Here is a 20,149-nt window from a genome sequence, read left to right as displayed (position 1 = left end):
GTGCTCGTGAGTGTTGAGTGTGGCTATAGCCACACTCAACACTCACGAGGTTCGTGGTGACCGCGGCGGTGGCCCGGGCGGTGATCGGGACCGTTCCGGGGCGGCGGCCGCTGGTCGGGCACGCGCTGGCGATGACCAGGGACGCGTACGCGGTGATGGACTCGGCCCGGGTCTGCGGCGACATCGCGGTGCTGTGGCTGGGGCCGAAACCGGCGTACGTGATCAGCCACCCGGGGCTGATCCGGCAGCTACTGACCGACGAGGACTCCCGGCTGGACAAGGGCCCGCTGTACGAGAACCTGGCGCAGCTCATCGGGGTCAGCATCGGCACGATGATCGGGCGCGAGCACCGCGCGCGGCGCCGTCTGGTCAGCCCGGCCTACCAGCCGAACCCGTCGGTCATGGCGGACTGCGCGGCCGAGCTGGTCGAGTCCTGGGAGCCGGGTCGGCGCTACGACATGGTCGGGCAGATGCGCCGCTACTCGTTCATGGTGATGGCGCGGACCCTGTTCACCGACGCGGTCTCCCGGGCGGACGAGGCCGAGTTCGTCGAGCTGCTGCCGGTCGCGCTGGCCGGCATCGCCAGGTACATGGCCGATCCGACCGGGCTGCTCAAACGCCTCCCGACGCGGGCGAACCGGCAGGTCAACGACGCGCTGGGCCGGTTGAAACGGATCACCGAGAACGCCGTCGACGCCTACCGTGCTGGGCACGGCGGCGCGGGCGGCATCGTCGCGGCGCTGGTGGATGCACGGGACCCGAAGACCGGGCGGCCGCTGCGCACCGAGGAGATCCGCAACGAGGCGATGGTCCTGATGTCCGCCGGATCCGAGACCGTCGCGGGGGTGCTGAGCAACGCGTGCGCGCTGCTGGCGCACGATCCGGAGCTGGCGGCACGGTTGCGCGCCGAGGCGGACCAGGGGGCCGAGCTGGACCTGACCCGGCGCGTGGTCAGTGAGATTCTGCGGCTCTGGCCGCCGGGGGCGTTGATGTCGCGGCGCGCGGTCGTCGATCTCGACCTCGGCGGGCACCGCATCCCGGCCGGCGCGGCGCTGTTCTTCTGCCCGTACCTGCTGCACCGCCGACCCGAGCTGTACCCGGAGCCGGACCGGTTCGACCCCGACCGCTGGCTTCCCGGGGCTTCGCGCCCGCTCGGCGCGTTCATGCCGTTCGGCGCCGGTCCGCACATCTGCGTCGGGGAGACGATCGCCTGGCAGGAGGCCCTGATCGCGGTCTCCACGATGGCCAGGACGTGCACCTTCTCCCCCGCGTCCGACCACACCCCGCGCCCGGTTCTGGCGCCCACCCTCGGCCTGGACTCGGTCCCGGTCACCGTCCACCGGAGAACATCGTGACCTCACCTTCTCGAACCCCCGTGAGTGATTTGGGCTGTCCTGGCAGCCCAACTCACTCACGGGAGTCGGATGCGCTGGTGGCCAGGGCCGCCGCGTTGGTGCCCGAGCTGGACAAGCGCGCGGACACCGCCCGTGAGCTGGGGCGGCTGACCGACGAGTCCGTCGCGTTGATCCGCGAGGCCGGGCTGGTGACGTCGCTGGCGCCCGGCGGTGCGCGGGCGCCGTTGGGGACGTTCGTGCGGGTCCTGGAGGAGCTGGCGCGCGGCTGCGGGTCGACGTCCTGGGTCTGCGGGATCTACGCGGCGTCGCTGTACATGCTGAGCTCGTTCGACGACGAGGCGCAGGACGAGGTGTACTCGACGTCGGCGACGCCGACGGTGCTGGCGGCCTTCCAACCGGACGGGATGGCCGCGCCGGTCGACGGCGGGTACCGGCTGAGCGGGACCTGGCGGTTCTGCTCCGGCCAGCACCACGCCGACTGGGCGTTGCTGTCCTCGATCTCCCCCACCGTCGGTCCCGCGCAGTTCCTTGTTCCCCGCGCCGACTGGATGAGCGCCGAGGACTGGCAGGTCAACGGCCTGTCCGGGACCGGGTCGGCGTCACTGTCGGTGCGCGAGGCGTTTGTCCCCTCGCACCGGGTGCTGCCGGTCGGGGCGCCGTCGCGCTCAGCCTTGCTGGCGGACGACCCGTACTTCGCGATGCCGTTCATCCCGCTGTTCGTGACCGGTGCGATCGGCACGCCCCTGGGTTTGGGGCGCGCTGCGCTGGAGCAGTTCACCTCACGGGTCACCCGGCGCGGCATCACCTACACCGCCTACGAGCGACAGGCCGAGGCAGCGGTGACCCACCTGGCGATGGACGCCGCGACGATGAAGCTGGACCAGGCGCGGTTCCACGCAGAGCGGGCCGTCGCAACCGTCGCCGAGGTGAGCGCGGACCCCGGTGACGTGGCGGCGCGGGTGCGGTGCCGGGCGGACGCCGCATGGGCGACCCGGTTGTGCCGCGAGGTGGTGCGGACCGTCGCCGACGGCAGCGGCGCGTCCGCGCTGCGCCGGACCGACCCGTTGTCGCGGGTGAGCGCCGACATCGAGGCGCTGTCGGTGCACTCGTTCCTGCTGCACAGCACCAACGCGGAGCTGCACGGACGGGTGCTGTGCGGCATGGACCCTGGAGTGCCGTTCCTGTGATCACGCTGCCCACCGACCTGCGCGACATCGCGCTACGCCCCGGCGACGACGGATTCGCCGACGCCCGGGAGATCTTCAACAGCCGGACCAGCGAGAACACGCCCTCGGTCATCCTGGGGGCGCGCGACGCCTCGGACGTCCTGGCCGTCGCCCGGCACGCGGGCGAGACCAGCACTCCGCTGGCGGTGCGCGCCGGCGGGCACGGTGTCGACGGGACCGCGATGCCGGACGGCGCGCTGGTCGCGGACCTGAGCGGGCTCACCTCGATCGACGTCGACCCGTCGACCGGGGTGGTCCGGCTGGGCGCGGGCGTGCTGCTGCGCGACATGGACGCGGCGTTGATCGCGCACGGCCTGGTGGTGCCGTCCGGGACGGTCAGCACGACCGGGATCGCCGGGCTGACCCTGGGTGGCGGGATCGGGTACCTGATGCGGCGCTACGGCGCGACGGTCGACAACCTGCTGTCCTGCTCGGTGGTGACGCTCGACGGGCGGTTGGTCACGGCGAGCGAGCGGGAGAACCCGGACCTGTTCTGGGCGTTGCGCGGTGGCGGTGGGAACTTCGGGGTGGTGACCGAGTTCGAGTTCCGGGCGCGGCCTCTCGCGCGCGAGGTCGCGGCGGGGTTCCTGCTGTTTCCGCTGGATCAGGCCCCTGAGGTGTTGGCCGGGCTGCGCGAGTACCTGCCTCGGGCGCCGCGTGAGCTGGCGGTGGTCGCGGCGCTCACCCAGTGCCCGCCATTGCCGCCGGTGCCGCCGGAGTTCCACGGGCGGCCGGTGCTGATGCCGATCGTCGTGCACAGCGGGGATCCGTCGTCGGTCCCGTCGGTCCTCGACGCGCTGGCCGGGCTGGGTCGTCCGGTCGCCTCGGCGGTCGCGCCGATGCCGTGGACCGAGGCCAACCGCATGCTCGACGTGATCGCCCCGCCGGGGCGCCGCTACTACAGCAAGGGCGGTTACCTGACCGAGCTGGACGACGCGACGATCGACGTCGTGGTCCGCAACACCGCCTCGGCGCCCGCCCCGTCGACGCCGCCGCTGCCCAGCACCGTGCAGAACCTGTGGGCGATGGGCGGCGCGGTGTCCGACGACGTCGCCGAGGACGCGATGGCGTTCTCCCGCGAGGGTGCGAGCTGGCTGTGGGAGTCGGTCACCGAGTGGGACGACGCTCGGGACGACGCCACCTACCGCGGCTGGTTGGACGGGTTGCGCGGGGAGCTGACGCCGCACCTGCGCAGCAACAGCTACGTCAACCTGTCCACCGACCACGGCCCGACCTGGCGCCGAGGCGTGTGGGGAAGTCCGGAAAAGTACCAGCGCCTGGTCACCGCGAAAACCACCTGGGACCCGCACAACCTGCTGCGCTACAACAAGAACATCAAACCCAGGTAGCCGTCACGCGGGTGGGGAGGTCAGGCGCGCAGCGGGGTCAGGGCCGTGGTGAAAGTGAGGAGCTCGTCGGTGAAGCGGGTGAGCCTGGATCGGATGTCCGGGTCGGTCAGGACCAGGGTGCCGTAGTGGTCGGGATGGTAGTCGGCGTCGACCGTGCACAGGGGCGTCGTGGTGGTCACTCCGCGTAGGCCTCGCACGACCGTCCTGAGCTGGTCGACCGCTTGGGTGCTGCGGTTGCGGCCGTGACCGAGCAGCCCGACCGGCTTGTAGCGCAACTGCTCCATGGACAGGTGGTCGAGCAGGTTCTTCAGGACGCCGGAGAACGAGTTGTGGTACAGCGGCGAGGCCAGGACCAGCGCGTTCGCCTCGTCGGCCAGCCCGACGAGGCGGCGGACCTCCGGGTCCGGATGGTCCTGGGGGTTGCGGTGGTACGCGGGGTCCGCCGTCGGTAGCGCCGGGTCGTGCCACAGGTCGACGTGGGCGCCGCGCTCGATCAACGCCTCGGTCACCGTCCGGGTCAGTGCGGCGGTGTAGGACTGGCGGACGCTTCCGGCGATCACCAGGACCCTAGGCATCGAGGTGCGCCTTCAGGAACGCCACCGCCTGCGGCCAGGACGCGTCACGGGCCGCCTGGTCGACGGCCTCGGGGTGACCGTCGAGGTCCATGAACCCGTGGCTCGCGTGCGGGTAGACCTGCACGGTCGTCGGGGCGTCGCGGTTCTCCAGCGCGTCGCGCAGCTCGACGAAGGTGTCGCGGACGGTCAGGTGGTCGTTGCCCGCGTAGATCAGGTGCACCGGGGCGGGGATCGCGGCGGCGGCCTCGACCGCGTCGACCTCCAGGTGCGGTGGCATCGGGCGCACGATCGTCGGGAAGTACGGGACGACCGCGGCGAGGCGATGGTCGCGGGCCGCGTGCAGGAGGTTGAAGCGGCCGCCCATGCAGAACCCGATCGTGCCGATCCGCGTCGCCTTGACGTCCTCGCGCAGGTGATCGACGCAGGTGGTGAGTTCGGCGATCACCGCGGAGTCCTTCAGCGCGGCGGCGCGGCCCCGGATCTGGTGGTGGTCGGTGATCGGCGGCAGGCCGGGGTAGGGGTCCCAGACGAGCGTGGTCAGGCCGGACGCGGCGAGGTCGTCGGCGAGGTCGCGGACCCGCTGGTTCAGGCCGAACGCGAACGGCACGAGCAGCACCGCCCCGCCGGTCCCGGAGGTCGCTCGGGCCAGGTAGCCGGACAGGCCTCGGAAGTCGATGTCGGTCACGGGGTCTCCATCAGGTGGGGGAACTGGTTCGGCGCTGGAAGCGCCAGCCGACGGCGGTGCGGACCACCCGGTCACGCATGACGCCGAGCGCGTGGATCGCGATCGCGCCGTCGTCGGCGACGCGCAGGCGCAGGTTGGTGCAGCTGACCGTCGCCTCGTTCGGGCCGACGGCCTCGATCAGCACGTTCGCGTAGAGGTGCCGGATGCCGGACACGCCCTCGGCCATCGTGCGCAGCTCGTCGCGACCGGTGGAGGTGACGCCGTTCGCCCTGGTGAACGAGCCGTCCTCGGTGAAGCAGTCGGCGCTCACCTCGGACGCGCCTCGGTCGAAGGCCTCGGCGTAGCGGGCGTACAGGGCGTGGATGCTCAGCTGGTCCTCGGCGGTGAGCATCTACCGCGCTCCCCGGATCGTGTCGACGAGCGGGAACGGGTCGTCGGGCTCGGTGTCGCCGCGCCAGGCGACATGCCCGTCCGGGCGGACCAGGACCAGGCGCCGCTCGTACAGCCGCGCCAGTTCCGGCTGGTAGAGCCGGGTCGCGCGCATCGGGACGCCCTGCGCGGCGGCCGCCCCGAGCAGCCGGGGGGCGGGTTCGCCGTCGAAGCACAGCAACCGGAACCCGGTGCCGAACAGGTCCAGCGTCGATCGCCCCTCGCTGATCCACCCGTGCGGCGCCCGGCACCCGACGGCGCTGCTCTGGCGCCACTCCTCCTCGGCCCTCACTCCCGACTCGCCGGGCTCAGACGCCCGACTCGCGCGGGCGGTGAGGGCCGACGCCCCGCGAGTCGGGGGTGTGGGCACACCGAGTCGGGCGGGTGAGCACACGGGCGGGTGTGCTGAGGCGCCCGACTCGGTGTGCTGAGAGCCCCGACTCGCGGGGGTGGGGGGAAGGATCGGGGAGTTCGCGTAGGTGTAGCCGAGCTCCATCTCCGGGGACTCCAGGCCGAACTCCTTGCCCCTGCTGGCCTGGATCCGTGCCGACAGGTCCGCTCTCGCAGCCGCTGCTTCGGGGGTGTCGGCGTCCAGGTCGGGCGGGATGGCCAGGCGGGTGTCGTCGCGGTGCAGGGACTGGGCGTAGGCGATGTTGCGCAGCCCGATGGGACGGCGTTCGGCCGCGTAGGACCGCGCCATCGCGGGCCCGGCCCAGCCCTCGACGAGCGCGGCGAGCTTCCAGCCGAGGTCGACGGCGTCGCCGAGACCGGTGTTCATGCCGAACCCGCCCGCCGGCCACGGCAGGTGCGCGGCGTCGCCGACCAGGAACACCCGGTCGGTGCCGTAGGAGTCGGCGACCACACAGTGCCCGGCCCAGCCGCGGCTGCTGAGCACCTCGAACGGGACGCCGTCGCCCAGCGCGCGGCGACACACCTGTTCGGCGTCGAGGCGGGACAGCTCGTAGTTCTTGTCGTGCCAGACGTTGATGCGCCATTCGTCGGCGCCGTCGACCGAGGTCACGACGCCACGCGCGCGCGGGCCGACCAGCCCGTAGTAGACGGCCTGTCCGACGCGTCGATGCTCGGCGAGTGGTGCACGCACGGTGATCGCCACGTTGCGGGTCTCGGCGAACTGGCCGCTCAGCCCGATGCCGAGCTGTTTGCGGACCTCGCTCTTGCCGCCATCGCATCCGGCCAGGTAGTCGGCCTCCACGACCTCGGTACGGCCCTCGGCGTCGGTCAGCCAGGCACGCACGCCGGTGTCGGTCTGTTCGAACTTCTCGAACCGGGTGCGATAGCGCAGGGTGATCGACGGGCACTCGAAGGCGGTGCCGCGCAGGATCGGGTCGAAGTAGACCTTCGGGCACCACAGCCGCGACTCCGGGCTGTGCGGCGACCGCGCGTCCGATGAACCGTTCGCGGGCCGTTCGAACGCGGCCAGCTCGTGCCCGGCGAAGCTGGTGATGTAGCGGTAGGCGCGCGGCTGGTCCGCCGGGAAGCCGGAATGCCGCACGGCGCCGGCGATGCCCCAGCGGCGCAGATGCTCGACGGTCCGGGTGTTGACCAGGTTCGCCGTGGTGAACTCGACCTCGGGGCCGCTCTGTTCGACGAGCAGCGCCTCGATGCCGCGTCTGCCCAGCTCGATGGCCAGTGACAGCCCGACCGGTCCGCCGCCCACGATCAGTACCGGGACGCGCATCAGAGGACCCGTTCCTCGGCGAGCCGGTCGAGCTCGGCGGCGTCGAGCCCGAGCAGCCCGGTGTAGATCTCGCGGTTGTGCTGGCCTCGCGCCGGGGCGGGCGCGGTGATGGCGGCGGGGGTCTCGCTGAACCGCAGCCAGGGTCGCAGGAACGTCGATGGCCCGCCGCGCGGGTCGTCGACCTCGACGAACGCGCCGCGCTCGACCAGGTGCTCGTCGGTGAGGACCTCCGAGGTGGAGTAGACCGGCGCGGCCGAGATGCCGATGGACAGGAAGACCTTCCACAGCTCGTCGCGCGTGCTCTCCCGTACCCAGGTGGAGACCACGGCCTCCAGTGCGGTGAAGTTCTTCCGCCTGGTCCGCGCGGTCTCGAAGCGTGGGTCCTCCAGTGCCTCCGGGTGGCCCATGGCCAGCGCGAACCGTTCCCACAGGTCGTCGGTGATGTCCGGCAGGTGGAAGGCGATGTGGCCGTCGGCGCACGGCTTGGGCGCGCTGCCGACCGGGCGGCCCTCGAACAGCGTGTGGAAGTTGGCGACCATGAAACCCATGAGCGCCTCCTGCATGGAGATCTCGAGCTTCTGGCCCTGCCCGGTGCGCATCCGGTGCAGCAGCGCGGCGAGGATGCCCAGTGCCATCGACACCCCGGCGGCCTCGTCGCCGATGCCCTGGGGTTTCGTGCCGGGATGGCCCGAGTTGGTCCACGAGCTGTAGGTCCAGCCGCTGCTGGCCATGATCGTCGCGGCGTTCGCCCGCATGTGCGCGTACGGTCCGTCCTCGCCGTAGCCGCGCGAGCAGGCGTACACGAGGTCCGGTTTGATCTTCTTCAGCTCGTCGTAGCCGAGGCCGAGACGGTCGAGGACGCCGATGGAGAAGTTCTCCACGACGACGTCGGACTTCGCGACCAGCTCACGGAACAGCTCCTTTCCTCGTTCGTGCTTGAGGTTGAGCGTGATGCCCTTCTTGTTGACGTTGACGGCGCGGAACTCGTAGCCGTCGTGGTCGGCGTCCGGGCTCATCCACGCGTGCCGGAAGCGGTCACCGGCGCCGTGCTCGATCTTGAGCACCTCGGCGCCGAGGTGGGCGAGCAGCATCGTGGCGAACGGACCGTTGAGCACGTGGGTCAGGTCCAGCACGCGTACGCCGTGCAGTGGTCCGGGCATCAGTTCCCTCCGGTTTCTCGGCAGTGCGGCAGGTTGTCGCGGAAGACGATCTCGACCACGTGCCCGATGCGGGGTTCGCCGTCGACGGCGCAGGTCAGGACGAAGCCCCGGTCGAGTTCGACGCGGGCGATGCGGTACGGCGTCCGGTCGGCGAACGCCGGGTGCTGGGCGCGGTGGACGACGACGCAGGAGCGCAGCACTCCGGTGCCGGGCAGCGGCAGCCATTCATGGGCGCGGGTGTGGCAGTGCGGGCAGAACTCGGCGGGCGCGCGCCACCGTCGGCAGCCGAGGCACCGCTGTCCGACGAGCTCACCCCGGGTGCACGCGTCCCAGAACGGCCCGCTGTCCGCATCCGCCTCAGCTACAGGTCCGCCTGAGCTGAACCCGCAGGTCGGAGGCCGTGAGTGGCGAGTGGTCCCAGAGGACCACTCGCCACTCACGGGGTGCTCCGGAGTAGGAGTGCGCTTTCGCCGCCCTGGCCGCACACCAAGCCGAGGCTCGCGGCTCTGACCTGGCGGCATTCGGTGCGGTCGTAGGTGTGTTCGCCCTGGCACAGGTCGTCGCGGACGCCGTGCGGACGGAGTTGCTGCACCGCCTCGACGACGTGTCCGAGGCCCTGGGTGTAGGCCTCGGACAGCAGGCCGCCGTGGGTGTTGACCGGCGTCCCGCCGTCGAGGCCGGCGTGGCCGTCGGCGACCCACGCAGCCGCGTCGCCAGGGCCCGCGAGGCCGAACTGTTCGATGTGCCGCAGGCAGCAGCCGGTGAACGCGTCGTAGAGCTGCGCGAAGTCGATCTCGGACGGGCTGGTTCCGCGCCAGATCGAGTCGGGCGTCGGCCCGCCCGTACCGGCGTACAGGGTGACCGGTGCGTGGCGCAGGTCGCGGGCGCGCTCGGTCGAGGTGACGACCAGGGCGGTGGCGCCGTCGGACACCAGGCAGCAGTCCAGCTTGCGGAACGGCTCGACGATCCACGGCGAGGCCTGGTGCTCCTCGATCGTCAGCGGGTCGCGTTTCTGGGCCTTCGTGTTGAGCCGGGCGTGTTCACGCTGGGTGACCGCGAGGGGCGCGAAGTCGCGGTTGGTCAGGCCGTGGCCGGCCAGGTACGCCGACACCGGCTGGCCGAGGTTCGCCGCCGCGTGCACCGCGCCGAACGGCACCGTCCACTGCCGCGACCCGACCGCGACGTTCCGGTCGGGCATCAGTCGAGGCCGCTCGCTCGCCCCGTTCATCGCGCGGTAGACCAGCACGTTCGTGCACAGTCCAGCGTTTACGGCGAACGCGGCGGACAGCACGGCCGAGCAGCTGGACGCCCCGCCGAGTGAGTCGAACAGCTGGTAGTTGCAGCGCGGCAGCCCGAGTGCCGCGACGAGCTCCTCCGGCCAGATCGTGTCCGGTGCCCATCCGTAACAGTAGGTGACCACACCGTCGATGTCGGACACCGCGAGACCGGCGTCGGAGATCGCGTTGAGCGACGCCTCGGTCGCCAGCCCGGTCACCGACCGGCCGGACCGGGTGGTGAACGGCGTCCAGCCGATGCCGGCGATCGCGGTGCCGTCGGCGAACTCAGTCGGCATGGAACGCCCTCGGTTCCGGCGCGACGCCGTCGAAGCCCAGCTCGGTCCACCGCTGCGCGACCCGGCGGTAGACGTCCTCGCGCAGCGCGGTGCGTTCGGAGAACGTGTCCAGGAACCGGTGCTCCCGGCAGGCGTTGATCAGCGCTTTCGAGCCGTAGCGGCGTAGCTCGGGCGGGTTGAGCGTCGGGTCGAGCGGGGTGGACCAGGTGTTGCGCAGGATGTCGATGTCGTGTGTCGGGCTGCAGCGGGTGGACATCGCCCACAGCACGTCGTTCATGTCGGTCGGGTCGACGTCGCTCTCCACCGCGATGATCCACTTCGTGTAGTAGGCGCCGCCCGGGCACTGCGCGGCGAGCGCGAGGGCCTGCGCGGCGTGGCCGGCGTACATCTGGGTCAGCGACAGCACGACGACGCCGAACCCGCCGGCGGCGGCCGGGTGGGAGTAGACACCGGTGATGCCGGGGATGCCCATGCGTTCCAGGTCGGCCCAGATCCGGGCGGACCGCATGACGCCGAAGAACAGCGACTGCTCACACGACGGGTAGTCGGCCATGAGCGCGTGCGTGACGATCGGGTCGTCGCGGTGGTGGATCGCCGTGACCCGAAGCAGTGGGGCGGCGCCGCCGGGTTTGCCGTAGTAGCCGGTGAACTCGCCGAACGGGCCCTCGGGGCGGCGCGCGCCGGGTTCGGCGACGCATTCCAGCACGACGTCGGCGCGCGCCGGGATGAGCAGGTCGCTGTGCCGGGCCTTGACGACCTCGACGGGTTCGCCGCGCAGGCCACCGACGTAGTCGTACTCGGACACGTTCTTCGGGAAGCCCTGCGAGCTGACCAGGAACTGCAGCGGGTCCACACCGAGCACGACGCAGATCGGGACGTCCAGGCCCGCCGCCCAGTCCGCCTCGATGTGCAGCAGCGCGTCCTTGCCGGGCGACAGGTACAGCCCGATCTCGTCGCGGCCGTGCACCATCATGCGGTAGGTGCCGAGGTTGAGGTTGCCGCCGTCGGGGTTGCGGGTGATCACCGAGTCGGCGGTGCCCAGGTAGCGGCCGCCGTCGCGGGGCCAGAACTTCGCCGACGGCAGTTGCCACAGGTCGATGTCGGCACCGGTCAGGGTGTTCTGGAAGACCGGTCCGTCCTCGACGACCTTGGGTTCGACGGCGTGCTCGAGTTTGTCCTTGGTGGCCGCGATCAGCTCGATCATGGACAGCTCGGGGTCCTCCCCCAACGCGACGGCGATCCGGCGACGGCTGGAGCCGAACGGGTTCCACAGCGCGCGCCACCCTGGATGGCCGGTGACCTGGGAGAACATGAGCGCCGGACCACCCTCGCGGGTACCGGCGAGGTAGCTGATGGCGCTCATCTCCTCCTCCCACCCGACCTCGGCGGTCACGTGCTGGATCTCCCCCAGCTCGTCGCACACGGCCAGCCACTCCCGCAGGTCCCGCACAGGCCGTGAGTGTTGTGGGCTGTCCTGGCAGCCCACAACACTCACGGGTGCACCGGGTTCGCGGCGGCCTCTTCGAGCGAGCGGACCCGGCGCCATTGCTCCTTCGGACGGGTCCGGCCGTCCCAGCCGATCTGGTCCATGCCCGTGTAGATCTCCACGTCGTAGCCGTCGGGGTCGAGGAACTCCAGGCCGGGGTTGCAGCCGGGGCCCTTGCGGCCCTCGAAGACGATCGGGATGTCGCGGGCGCGCAGGAAGTCCCGGATCTCGATCAGCTCCTCGATCGAGGCGACCTCGAACGCGCAGTGGTCGAAACCGCGCTGGCGCCGGGACTTGTCGGGCAGCGGGATGATCTCCTCGGCGGGCGCGAGGCCGAGCACGTGATGGTCGGCGGCGCAGCGCAGGAACACGTACCCGTGCTCGTTACGGTCGGACTCGGTGAACCCGAGGATCTCGGTGTAGAAGCGGGTGCTCGCCTCGACGTCGCTGACCCGCAGGATCAGGTGGCCGAGCTTACGGATCTTGACCGGTGTCATTCAGGTGTCCTCCCTGTCCAGCGCGGGACCAGGTCGAGCTGGATGCCGAACTGGTCGAGCATCTTGAGCACCGCGTGGTCGATCAGGTGCTCGATCGAGGTGGGTCGGTGGTAGAAGGCGGGGACCGGCGGCAGGATCACCGCGCCGACCTCCGCGACCTGGGTCATGAGCCGCAGGTGACCGAGGTGCAGCGGCGTCTCACGGACCGCGAGCACCAGGCGCCGCCGTTCCTTCAGGCACACGTCGGCTGCCCTGGTCAGCAGGTTGTCGTTGTGGCTGCCGGCGATCGAGGACAGCGTCTTGATCGAGCACGGCGCGACGACCATGCCCATCGTCGGGAACGAGCCGCTCGAGATCGGCGCCGCGAGGTCGTCGTCGGCATGGACGTGGCCGGCGAGCGCGAGGACCTCGTCGGGGTCGCGGTCGGTCTCCAGCGCGATCGTGCGGCGCGCGCCCCGGGACAGCACCAGATGCGTCTCGACGTCCGGGCAGTGCGCGCGGAGCACCTCCAGCAGCCGCACCCCGTAGTGCGGAGCACTGGCCCCCGAAATCCCCACGACCAGCCGCTGACTCATCCGTGGCACCCGCCCTGAACACCTCGTGAGTGGTACGGGCGCCTATAGGCGCCCGTACCACTCACGAGGCCGGTCGGAGGCTGTGAGTGGCGCGGCCGGTCATAGGCGGCCGCGCCACTCACGGGGTCGGGGACGGTCATGAGCCGAACCGGGTTTCCAGGTCGGCGAGCGCCGCGGCGCCCTGGCCCGATTCGAAGGCCCGGACGTCGGCGATGCCGGGCAGCGTGTCCAGGTAGCCGCGCATCGTCCCGGTGTCGATCAGCTCGGTGAGCAGACGTTGCTGCGCGTGCAACGCGACGGTCTGCAGCCAGCCGGGCAGCAGCGCGCAGTCGGCGCCGTAACCCGCGAACTCCGGCAGCGGCATGCCCTTCGGCAGCACCCCGATCAGGGGTTTGTCCAGTACCGCGCGGGTCTTCTCGATGTCGGACGGCGTGCGCGCGGCGAGCCAGGCGGCGTCCGCGCCCGCGTCGAGGCACTCACCGAGCCGGTCGAGGACCTCCCCGAGATCGCCCTTGACCTCGGACCGGGCGATGATCAGGAAGCTCTCGTCGCTCCGGGCGTCGACCGCGGCGCGGATCTTGTCGACCATCTCCCGGCGGGTGATCGTGGTCGCCGAGTAACCGTCGAGGTAGACCGGGCGTTTCGGGGTGAGTTGGTCCTCCAGGTGCATGGCGGCGGCCCCGGCCCGTTCGTAGGCGCGCACCGAACGCACGACGTTGACCACCCCGCCGAACCCGGTGTCCGCGTCCGCGATGACCGGCAGGTCGACCGCGTCGGCCATGCGTGCGACGGCGTCGACCATCTCGGTCATGGTCAGGATCCCGGCGTCGGCGTAGCCGGCGAGGTGGTGCAGAACGCTGCCCGAACAGTGCACCGCGCCCAGCCCGAGCGACTCGACCAGCCGCGCGGTCAGTGCGTCCCCGCAGCTCGGCGCGAGCACGATGTCCGGCCCGGCCAGCAGCTCACGGAGCCGGAGCCGGCGGGCGGTCACGTTCATCAAGGGTGCCTCCACGAGAATTACTGTAGCCCTTCACTTTGCATCATTGCATAGTGTCTTGGTTCACGGTAGCGTCGGTTTCATGCTTCACGACGAGGTGGCCGCCGGCGCTCGACTGCTGCACCGCGCGGGCGTCCTCACCTACAGCGGACACCTGAGTGCGCGCCTGCCCGGCCGCGATGCGCTGCTGATCCACCCGCGCGACACCCACCGCGGTCAGGTCCACGCGAGCGGGCTGCTGACCTGCGACTTCGACGGAAACCCGCTCGACGGGTCGGAGCGCGAGCAGCTCCCGCTGGAGGTGTTCATCCACACCGCGATCTACCGCGCGCGACCGGACGTGCACTGCGTGGTGCACACCCACTCGGCGCTCGCGGCCGCGTTCACCACCAGCCGGGGGCCGCTCACCCTGCTCAAGGGCCACGCGCACCGCTGGCGCGCCGGCGTTCCGACACACCCCGACCCGACCCACATCAAGACGCCCGAGCAGGGCACCGCGCTGGCGAACACCCTCGGCGACCGGCACGCCGCGCTGCTGCGGGCGCACGGCGGCGTGATCGTCGCGGAGAGCGTGCCGGCCGCGGTCGTGGACTGCATCCATTTCGAGGAGAACGCCCAGGCCAACCTCGACTCCGCGACCCTAGGCGACCGACTGCCCCTGACCCCAGAGGAGCTGACGGCACTGGCCTCCACGACCAACCGCTCCCGCCACACCCGCCGCCTCTGGAACCACTACCTCGCCGACGCCGGACCGGGCACGAATGTGGCTTTAGGGACGTTGAGCGTCCCTAAAGCCACATTCGTGCCATCGGAGGGGGCGGGTGCGGCGGGCGGCGGGAGCAGGACGGGCGGCGGGCGTACGGCGGGTGGGGCGGCGTGAGTGCGGATGCGCCGCGGATGCTCGATGCGCGGCGGACGGTCGAGGCGCGGCGGATGGTCGTCGAGGCGTGTCGGGTGTTGTATCGGCTGGGGCTCGTCGACTACATGGGGCATCCGAGCGTTCGGCTGCCCGGTGACCTGATGTTGATCAAGCCTCGGCATTCGCTCGACATCAGCCGGCCGGACCGGATCACCCCGGACCAGCTGGCCGTCATCGACCTCGACGGCACCCTCGTCGAGGGCGAACACGAGCCGCCCGGCGAGCGGTTCATCCACACCGCGATCTACCGCGCCCGCCCGGACGTGCACGCGATCGTGCACACCCACCAGCCGATGGCCACGGTCATGGGCATCGCCGGTGAGCCGATCCTGCCGGTGCTGCACGTGCAGTCCGAGCTGGTCAGGACGCCGGTGCCGGTGTGGCCGTGCGCGAAGCTGGTCACCGACGAGCGCCTCGGCGACCAGCTCGCCGAGGCGCTCGGGCAGCACCGGGTCTGTCATCTGCGCGGTCACGGGATCGTCAGCGTCGCGCGGGAACTGCCCGAGGCGGTGGTCAACGCGATCCACCTGGAACAGCTCGCCGAGGCGAACTGGAAGGTCCGCGCGATCCGGGGCCGTCCGAGGGTCATCCCGGACGACGAGATCGACCAGCGCGCCGCCGCCGGCTCCTCGTGGGAGGTCCGCTGGCGCTACTACTCGCAGATCACCGAAGGAGCGAACCCGTGACGAAGTTCGACGTGGGCGGGGTGACCCTGGATCGCCCGTTCAAGATCCGCAGGCTGAACCATGTCGGGCTGAACACCCACGACATGCCGGCGGCGCTGCGGTTCTACAGCGAGCTGCTGGGCTTCCGGGTCACCGACACCCTGGACATGACCGGGATCGTGAAGCGCCGCTTCCCGGACCTGGAGCAGCCGTGCTCGGGCACCGGCTACTTCCTGCAGCACAACACCGACCACCACACGCTCGTACTGTTCAGCGCCTGGCACTACCAGACGTTGATGGGCAACCTGCCCGAGGCGGTGAGCCTCAACCAGCTGACCTGGCAGGCCGGGAGCATGGCCGAGGTCAACAACGCCATCCACTGGTTCCGGGGCAACGGCCACACGCTGCACAAGGTGGGCCGGGACATGCCCGGTTCGAACTGGCACCTGTACGCGTTCGACCCGGACCGGCACCGCAACGAGATCGTCTACGGCATCGAGCAGGTCGGCTGGAACGGGCGCAGCAAGCCGAAACAGATGTACTACCGGGCGTTCCACGACACCCCGTCGGTCCCGCAGACCAACGAGTACACCGAAGTCCAGGACGCTCTGGCCAGGGGAATCGACATCCACTCCGGCTACCGGCACCTCGACTCGCTGCCGGCGAGCCACGACGTGGAGGGCATCCTGCTGGCCCGCCCGTTCAAGGTGACCAAGCACGGTCCGGTCGGGCTGTTCGTCGACGACCTGGAGGTCTCGCTGGACTTCTACGTCCGGGAGATGGGCTTCGTGGTCACCGAGGAGGTCGTCCACCAGGGGCATCGCTGCGTGTACCTGCGCGCGAACACCGAGCACCATTCGCTGGCGCTCTATCCCTCGGCGCTACGCGGGACGCCGGGGCTGTCGACCGGCAGCACCACGGCGATGTTCGGCTGTCAGGTCGCCAGTTACCGCCAGTTGCGGTCGGCCGTGGCATTCTTCCGGGCGAACGGGTGCGAGGTGACCGAGCCGGACCCGGCTCTGCACCCCGGCATCGACTACGCCGCGCACGTGACCGACCCGGACGGGCACGTCGTGCAGCTGTACTACTACATGGAACAGATCGGTTGGGACGGCCGCCCGCGCCCCGCCGAGCTACGTCCGAAGATCACCCCGGGCGAATGGCCGGACACCGTCGAAGAACGAACAGACACCTACCAGGGCGAGGTCTTCCTCGGGCCTTGGGGTTAGGAACAACCATGTCAGACATCACGACGGACCTGATCAAGGTGGGCGACCTGAACGCCTACCTCGCTCGCCCGAGCGGCGGCAGCACGGTCGCCATGCTGCTCCTGCCGATGATCACCGGGCTGGGCAAGCAGCTGCGTGCCTACGCCGACGACATCGCCGCGACCGGGGTGACCGCGCTGGCCTGGGATCCGTGGCACGGCCCGACCGGCGACGACCACACCCACGAGCAGCTGCGCACCCTGATGGACGAGGGACTCAACGACGAGCAGGCCCTCGCGGAGCAGCGGGCGCTGCTGGACCACCTGTTCGGTGAGCTGGGTCAGGAGAAGGTCGGCGTGATCGGCTGGTGTCTGGGCGGGCGGTACGCGTTCGTGCTCGCCGGACAGGACCAGCGGCTGGCCAACTGCGTCGCCTACCACCCGACGGTGCCCGCGCAGCCCACCGAGAAGCAGCCGGAGGACGCGGTCGCGCTGGCCGAGAAGATCACCTGCCCGGTGACGATGATCTACCCCGGCGCGGACCACCTGGTGCCGGTCGAGACGTTCAAGGCACTGCAGAAGGCGCTGAACAAGCGGGACGCGGCCCCGAGCATCGTCCACGTCTACCCGGGCGCCGGGCACGGCTTCATGGAGGCCCACCGCCAGGACAACGAGATCAACCGGGCCGCGACGAAACTCTCCTGGCCGCAAACCCTCACCTTCATCAACACCACACTGTCCTGACCCCGGACGGCACGAATGTGGCTATGGGGACGTTGAACGTCCCCATAGCCACATTCGTGCCACAGGGCAGGGCGCGCGGGAGAGCCTTCCGCAGCATTGTGGTGCATTTTGGTATCGTTTTGGTATGGCCATGACATTGCGGTTGCCCGCGGAGCTGGAAAGCGATCTCCGCGCGGCGGCCGATGAGGATCGCCGCAGTGTCCATCAGACGGTGATCCTGGCGGTGGAGACCTATCTGGCATCGCGCGAGACCGCCGAGGTGAAAGCCGACCCGGATGCACTGCGCGCATTGGCCGAGGCTCGTGAAGCCGCACGCTCCGGTGATGTCGTCCACGGGGTCGAGGCTGTCCGAGAACTGGTCAGGCGTCGCCAGGCTTCATGAGCGAGCCTGTCTATGGATTGGATACCGCACCACCGGCTCGACGAGCCCTAGGTCAGCGACTCCCGTTGCCTGCTGCCGAAGCGGCGGCAGAGTTCATCACCGGCCCACTTCTAATCAATCCTCGGCGAGTAGGCAAACCCCTGGGCGAAGAGCTCAGCGGCATCTACAGCGCCCGCCCAGGTCGCGACTGGCGAATCCTGTACGAGATCGATGAAATCCAGCGGACCGTCCTCGTACTCGACATTCGACACAGATCCACCGCCTACCGACCTCGCTGAAGCGGCCCCAGACTTCGCACCATGCGAGTGTCCGATCTCGTCAGGCGGCGAGGGTCGCGTAGCGGCCGTTGTCGGCGACCAGCGTGTCGTGGGTTCCCGACTCGGCCACCCGGCCCTGGTCGATCACGACGATCTGGTCGGCGTTTCGGACCGTGGAGATGCGGTGCGCGATGGTGATCGTCGTGCGGCCGACGGCCAGTGCGTCGAACGCCTCCTGCACGGCGCGTTCGGTCGCGGTGTCCAGTGCGCTGGTCGCCTCGTCGAGCACCAGGACCCGGGGGTTGCGCAGCAGCGTGCGGGCGATCGCCAGGCGCTGCTTCTCCCCGCCGGAGAACCGGTGGCCCCGGGAGCCGACCATCGTGTCGTAGCCCTCGGGCAGACCCGCGATCAGGTCGTGCACCTGCGCGGCGCGCGCGGCGGCCTCGATCTCGGCGTCGGTCGCGTCGGGTTTGGCGTAGCGCAGGTTCTCCCGGACCGTGGCGTGCAGCAGGTAGGTCTCCTGGCTGACCACGCCGACGATCGAGGCGAGGTCGGCGAGGCGCATGTCCCGCAGGTCGACGCCGTCGATCGTGATGCGGCCACCCGCCGGGTCGTACAGGCGGCTGACCAGCGCCGCCAGGGTGCTCTTGCCGGATCCGGTCTCGCCGACGAGCGCGAGAGTCGAACCGGCGGGTACATCGAGGCTGATACCGGCGACGGCGGCGGTCGAGCTGCCGCCGTAGGCGAACGTGACGTCCTCGAAGCGGACGTGACCGGCGACAGCCGCCGGGTCGACGGCGACCGGCTCGGCCGGGTCCTCCACCTCGACGGGCAGGTCCAGGTACTCGAAGATGCGGCCGAACAGGGCCAGCGAGCTGACTACGGACACTCCGGTGTCGAGCAGGCCGATCAACGGGCGGAACAGGCCGTTCTGCAGGGTGGTGAACGCGACCAGGGTGCCGACCGTCATGGCTCCGGCGGTCATCGGCAGGCCGGCGGCCAGGTAGATGATCGCGGGGATCGCCGCGAAGACGATGCTCATCGTGGCCATCCACCAGCGTCCGGCCAGCTGTGAGCGCAGCTCCAGGTCGATCAGGCGGGTCGACGAGCCGGTGAAGCGCTCGGCGAGCGCGGGTCCGGTGCCCATGGTCTTGGCCAGCTGCACACCGCTGATCGACAGGCTCTCCTCGACGATGACGTTGAGGTCGGCCAGCTCGCGCTGCTGCTGCACGGTGATGGTGCGGCGCCTACGGGCGACGCGGCGGCTCAGGTAGATCGAGGGCGGCATGACCAGCAGCGAGATGAGCGTCAGCTGCCAGGACAGCGCGGCCATGGCGACGAGCGTGGCGACGGCGGTGGTCAGGTTCGACGCGATCGACGTCGCGGTCGAGGTGACGACGGACTGCATGCCGCCGATGTCGTTGGTGATGCGCGACTGCACTTCGCCGGTGCGGGTGTTGGTGAAGAACGCGATGGACTGGCGCTGCAGGTGCGAGAAGACCTCGGTGCGCAGCCGGTGCATGACGCGTTGGCCGATCGACGTGGCGATCCAGGTCTGCACGACGCCGAGCGCGGCGGTCAGCACCGCGACGCCGACCATGCCGAGGACCAGCCAGATCAGCAGGTTCAGGTTGCGGTTCGGCAGCGCGATGTCGAGTACCTCGCGCAGCAGGAACGGTGAGGCCATGGCCACGATCGACGACGCGACGATGGTCGCGATGACGACCGTGAGCGGCCAGCGGTAGGGGATGAACAGCCGGCCGACCCGGCGCAGCGACACATCGCGGGCCTGGGCCTTCTCGGCGGCGGTGACCGAGGATCGACCGCCTCGGGTTCGGTTCTGGGTGGGGGTTTCCAAAGGTGCCTCCAGGGCTTCAAAGCGGTAGCCTCATAGTGAGGTTACCTCACTATGAGGCTACAACAGAGAGCGCTGGTAACTTATTTCCGTGGTGGACGAGAGCCGGGAGGAGTCACTCCCCGAGGCGTTCTGGGCGGTGGCGCGCGAGCTGCGCGGGCTGTCCAGGGAACACCTGGCGCCGTGGGACCTCAACCCGTCCCAGGGCCGCGCGATGCGCACCCTGATCCACAACCGTGACGGCATCCGGCTGCGTGACCTGGCCGAACGTCTGCACATCGCACCCCGCTCGGCGACCGAGGTGGTGGACGACCTGGAGTCGCGGGGCTTCGCCGAGCGCCTGCCCGACCCCGGTGACCGGCGCGCCACGCTGGTCCGGCTGACCGAGCAGGGCCTCGGGATCATGAAGGCGATCCACGAGACGCGGCACAGCGCGACGGAGCAGTTCTTCAGCCGGATCAGCGAGGCCGACCGCGCCGAGCTCACCCGCATCCTGCGCCAACTACACCCGTGA

Annotated in this window: 22 protein-coding genes; 10 read left to right on the top strand and 12 right to left on the bottom strand. The window is 70.4% G+C overall.

The genetic code is table 11. The annotated features are described in order from the left end of the window. The first annotated feature begins 56 nt into the window (after positions 1-56). From G406_RS0120660 to G406_RS0120650, 3 genes are all read left to right on the top strand, one after another. Positions 57-1,355 carry a cytochrome P450 gene (locus G406_RS0120660; RefSeq protein ID WP_156935022.1) on the top strand — a complete coding sequence of 433 codons (1,299 nt, stop codon included), beginning with the start codon at positions 57-59 and terminating at the stop codon, positions 1,353-1,355. 77 nt (positions 1,356-1,432) lie between these two features. Next, entirely contained in the window at positions 1,433-2,542 is a 1,110-nt protein-coding gene (locus G406_RS0120655; RefSeq protein ID WP_084216253.1) for an acyl-CoA dehydrogenase family protein, read from the top strand. Next, complete coding sequence (locus G406_RS0120650) at positions 2,539-3,930, top strand: FAD-binding oxidoreductase (RefSeq protein WP_156935021.1); 1,392 nt, start codon at positions 2,539-2,541, stop codon at positions 3,928-3,930. The genes G406_RS0120655 and G406_RS0120650 overlap by 4 nt, the downstream gene beginning before the upstream one ends. 20 nt (positions 3,931-3,950) lie before the next feature. Here G406_RS0120650 and G406_RS0120645 read toward each other — a convergent pair whose 3' ends face one another. The 11 genes from G406_RS0120645 to G406_RS48405 form a co-directional block, all read right to left on the bottom strand. Further along, positions 3,951-4,505, bottom strand: coding sequence for an NADPH-dependent FMN reductase (locus tag G406_RS0120645; RefSeq protein WP_028935283.1), 555 nt, complete (start codon positions 4,503-4,505; stop codon positions 3,951-3,953). Further along, positions 4,498-5,190 (bottom strand): dienelactone hydrolase family protein, encoded by a 693-nt coding sequence (locus tag G406_RS0120640; protein ID WP_028935282.1) that lies wholly within the window; start codon positions 5,188-5,190, stop codon positions 4,498-4,500. The genes G406_RS0120645 and G406_RS0120640 overlap by 8 nt, the downstream gene beginning before the upstream one ends. Before the next feature lie 10 nt (positions 5,191-5,200). Next, on the bottom strand, positions 5,201-5,581 hold the full coding sequence (locus tag G406_RS0120635; RefSeq protein WP_028935281.1) for a nuclear transport factor 2 family protein: 381 nt from the start codon (positions 5,579-5,581) through the stop codon (positions 5,201-5,203). Next, a complete protein-coding gene (locus tag G406_RS0120630) occupies positions 5,582-7,318 on the bottom strand; it encodes an FAD-dependent monooxygenase (RefSeq protein WP_028935280.1) in 1,737 nt (578 codons plus the stop codon). It abuts the gene before it with no gap. Continuing rightward, positions 7,318-8,478 carry a CaiB/BaiF CoA transferase family protein gene (locus tag G406_RS0120625; RefSeq protein WP_028935279.1) on the bottom strand — a complete coding sequence of 387 codons (1,161 nt, stop codon included), beginning with the start codon at positions 8,476-8,478 and terminating at the stop codon, positions 7,318-7,320. The genes G406_RS0120630 and G406_RS0120625 overlap by 1 nt, the downstream gene beginning before the upstream one ends. Further along, positions 8,478-8,918 (bottom strand): Zn-ribbon domain-containing OB-fold protein, encoded by a 441-nt coding sequence (locus G406_RS55230; RefSeq protein ID WP_169736745.1) that lies wholly within the window; start codon positions 8,916-8,918, stop codon positions 8,478-8,480. Before G406_RS55230 ends, G406_RS0120625 begins: the two co-directional genes overlap by 1 nt. Beyond that, positions 8,915-10,051: a thiolase C-terminal domain-containing protein gene (locus G406_RS48420; RefSeq protein WP_051342429.1), complete on the bottom strand. Its 1,137-nt coding sequence runs from the start codon at positions 10,049-10,051 to the stop codon at positions 8,915-8,917. The genes G406_RS55230 and G406_RS48420 overlap by 4 nt, the downstream gene beginning before the upstream one ends. Further along, positions 10,041-11,501, bottom strand: a complete 1,461-nt coding sequence (locus G406_RS48415; RefSeq protein WP_051342428.1) for a UbiD family decarboxylase — start codon at positions 11,499-11,501, stop codon at positions 10,041-10,043. Before G406_RS48415 ends, G406_RS48420 begins: the two co-directional genes overlap by 11 nt. Before the next feature lie 41 nt (positions 11,502-11,542). Then, complete coding sequence (locus G406_RS48410) at positions 11,543-12,034, bottom strand: VOC family protein (RefSeq protein WP_051342427.1); 492 nt, start codon at positions 12,032-12,034, stop codon at positions 11,543-11,545. Continuing rightward, positions 12,031-12,609 carry a UbiX family flavin prenyltransferase gene (locus G406_RS0120600; RefSeq protein WP_037077614.1) on the bottom strand — a complete coding sequence of 193 codons (579 nt, stop codon included), beginning with the start codon at positions 12,607-12,609 and terminating at the stop codon, positions 12,031-12,033. Before G406_RS0120600 ends, G406_RS48410 begins: the two co-directional genes overlap by 4 nt. 136 nt (positions 12,610-12,745) lie before the next feature. Then, positions 12,746-13,621, bottom strand: a complete 876-nt coding sequence (locus G406_RS48405; protein WP_051342426.1) for an isocitrate lyase/PEP mutase family protein — start codon at positions 13,619-13,621, stop codon at positions 12,746-12,748. Between the two features lie 67 nt (positions 13,622-13,688). Between G406_RS48405 and G406_RS0120590 the strand changes: the two genes are divergently transcribed. The 6 genes from G406_RS0120590 to G406_RS59785 all read left to right on the top strand — a co-directional run bounded on the left by G406_RS0120590 (position 13,689) and on the right by G406_RS59785 (position 17,801). Further along, a complete protein-coding gene (locus G406_RS0120590; RefSeq protein ID WP_028935277.1) occupies positions 13,689-14,486 on the top strand; it encodes a class II aldolase/adducin family protein in 798 nt (265 codons plus the stop codon). Then, a complete protein-coding gene (locus G406_RS0120585) occupies positions 14,483-15,211 on the top strand; it encodes a class II aldolase/adducin family protein (RefSeq protein WP_156935020.1) in 729 nt (242 codons plus the stop codon). The genes G406_RS0120590 and G406_RS0120585 overlap by 4 nt, the downstream gene beginning before the upstream one ends. Beyond that, a complete protein-coding gene (locus tag G406_RS0120580) occupies positions 15,208-16,419 on the top strand; it encodes a VOC family protein (RefSeq protein WP_028935275.1) in 1,212 nt (403 codons plus the stop codon). The genes G406_RS0120585 and G406_RS0120580 overlap by 4 nt, the downstream gene beginning before the upstream one ends. 8 nt (positions 16,420-16,427) lie before the next feature. Beyond that, positions 16,428-17,141, top strand: coding sequence for a dienelactone hydrolase family protein (locus G406_RS0120575; RefSeq protein WP_037077612.1), 714 nt, complete (start codon positions 16,428-16,430; stop codon positions 17,139-17,141). A 124-nt stretch (positions 17,142-17,265) separates the two neighbouring features. After that, a complete protein-coding gene (locus tag G406_RS0120570) occupies positions 17,266-17,523 on the top strand; it encodes a hypothetical protein (protein ID WP_028935273.1) in 258 nt (85 codons plus the stop codon). Then, positions 17,520-17,801 (top strand): type II toxin-antitoxin system RelE family toxin, encoded by a 282-nt coding sequence (locus tag G406_RS59785; RefSeq protein WP_084216246.1) that lies wholly within the window; start codon positions 17,520-17,522, stop codon positions 17,799-17,801. The genes G406_RS0120570 and G406_RS59785 overlap by 4 nt, the downstream gene beginning before the upstream one ends. A gap of 40 nt (positions 17,802-17,841) precedes the next feature. Here the strand turns inward: G406_RS59785 and G406_RS0120560 are convergent, their stop codons facing one another. Continuing rightward, complete coding sequence (locus G406_RS0120560) at positions 17,842-19,638, bottom strand: ABC transporter ATP-binding protein (protein WP_028935272.1); 1,797 nt, start codon at positions 19,636-19,638, stop codon at positions 17,842-17,844. Positions 19,639-19,726: 88 nt separating this feature from the next. Here G406_RS0120560 and G406_RS0120555 point away from each other — a divergent pair, with 88 nt between their 5' ends. Further along, positions 19,727-20,149 (top strand): MarR family winged helix-turn-helix transcriptional regulator, encoded by a 423-nt coding sequence (locus tag G406_RS0120555; RefSeq protein ID WP_245607176.1) that lies wholly within the window; start codon positions 19,727-19,729, stop codon positions 20,147-20,149.

It is taken from the genome of Actinospineispora spinosispora DSM 44797 (genome assembly GCF_000429025.1).
Taxonomy (GTDB): domain Bacteria; phylum Actinomycetota; class Actinomycetes; order Mycobacteriales; family Pseudonocardiaceae; genus Pseudonocardia; species Pseudonocardia spinosispora.
Note: the sequence above shows the minus strand (reverse complement) of the source record. Positions and strands in the feature narration are given on the sequence as shown.

Excerpts from the sequence above, each read along its gene's own strand:
- G406_RS0120645 (WP_028935283.1), bottom strand. The coding sequence starts at position 4,505 with ATGCCTAGGGTCCTGGTGATCGCCGGAAGCGTCCGCCAGTCCTACACC.
- G406_RS0120635 (WP_028935281.1), bottom strand. The coding sequence starts at position 5,581 with ATGCTCACCGCCGAGGACCAGCTGAGCATCCACGCCCTGTACGCCCGC.
- G406_RS0120630 (WP_028935280.1), bottom strand. The coding sequence starts at position 7,318 with ATGCGCGTCCCGGTACTGATCGTGGGCGGCGGACCGGTCGGGCTGTCA.
- G406_RS0120625 (WP_028935279.1), bottom strand. The coding sequence starts at position 8,478 with ATGCCCGGACCACTGCACGGCGTACGCGTGCTGGACCTGACCCACGTG.
- G406_RS48420 (WP_051342429.1), bottom strand. The coding sequence starts at position 10,051 with ATGCCGACTGAGTTCGCCGACGGCACCGCGATCGCCGGCATCGGCTGG.
- G406_RS48410 (WP_051342427.1), bottom strand. The coding sequence starts at position 12,034 with ATGACACCGGTCAAGATCCGTAAGCTCGGCCACCTGATCCTGCGGGTC.
- G406_RS0120600 (WP_037077614.1), bottom strand. The coding sequence starts at position 12,609 with ATGAGTCAGCGGCTGGTCGTGGGGATTTCGGGGGCCAGTGCTCCGCAC.
- G406_RS0120590 (WP_028935277.1), top strand. The coding sequence starts at position 13,689 with ATGCTTCACGACGAGGTGGCCGCCGGCGCTCGACTGCTGCACCGCGCG.
- G406_RS0120575 (WP_037077612.1), top strand. The coding sequence starts at position 16,428 with ATGTCAGACATCACGACGGACCTGATCAAGGTGGGCGACCTGAACGCC.
- G406_RS0120570 (WP_028935273.1), top strand. The coding sequence starts at position 17,266 with ATGGCCATGACATTGCGGTTGCCCGCGGAGCTGGAAAGCGATCTCCGC.
- G406_RS59785 (WP_084216246.1), top strand. The coding sequence starts at position 17,520 with ATGAGCGAGCCTGTCTATGGATTGGATACCGCACCACCGGCTCGACGA.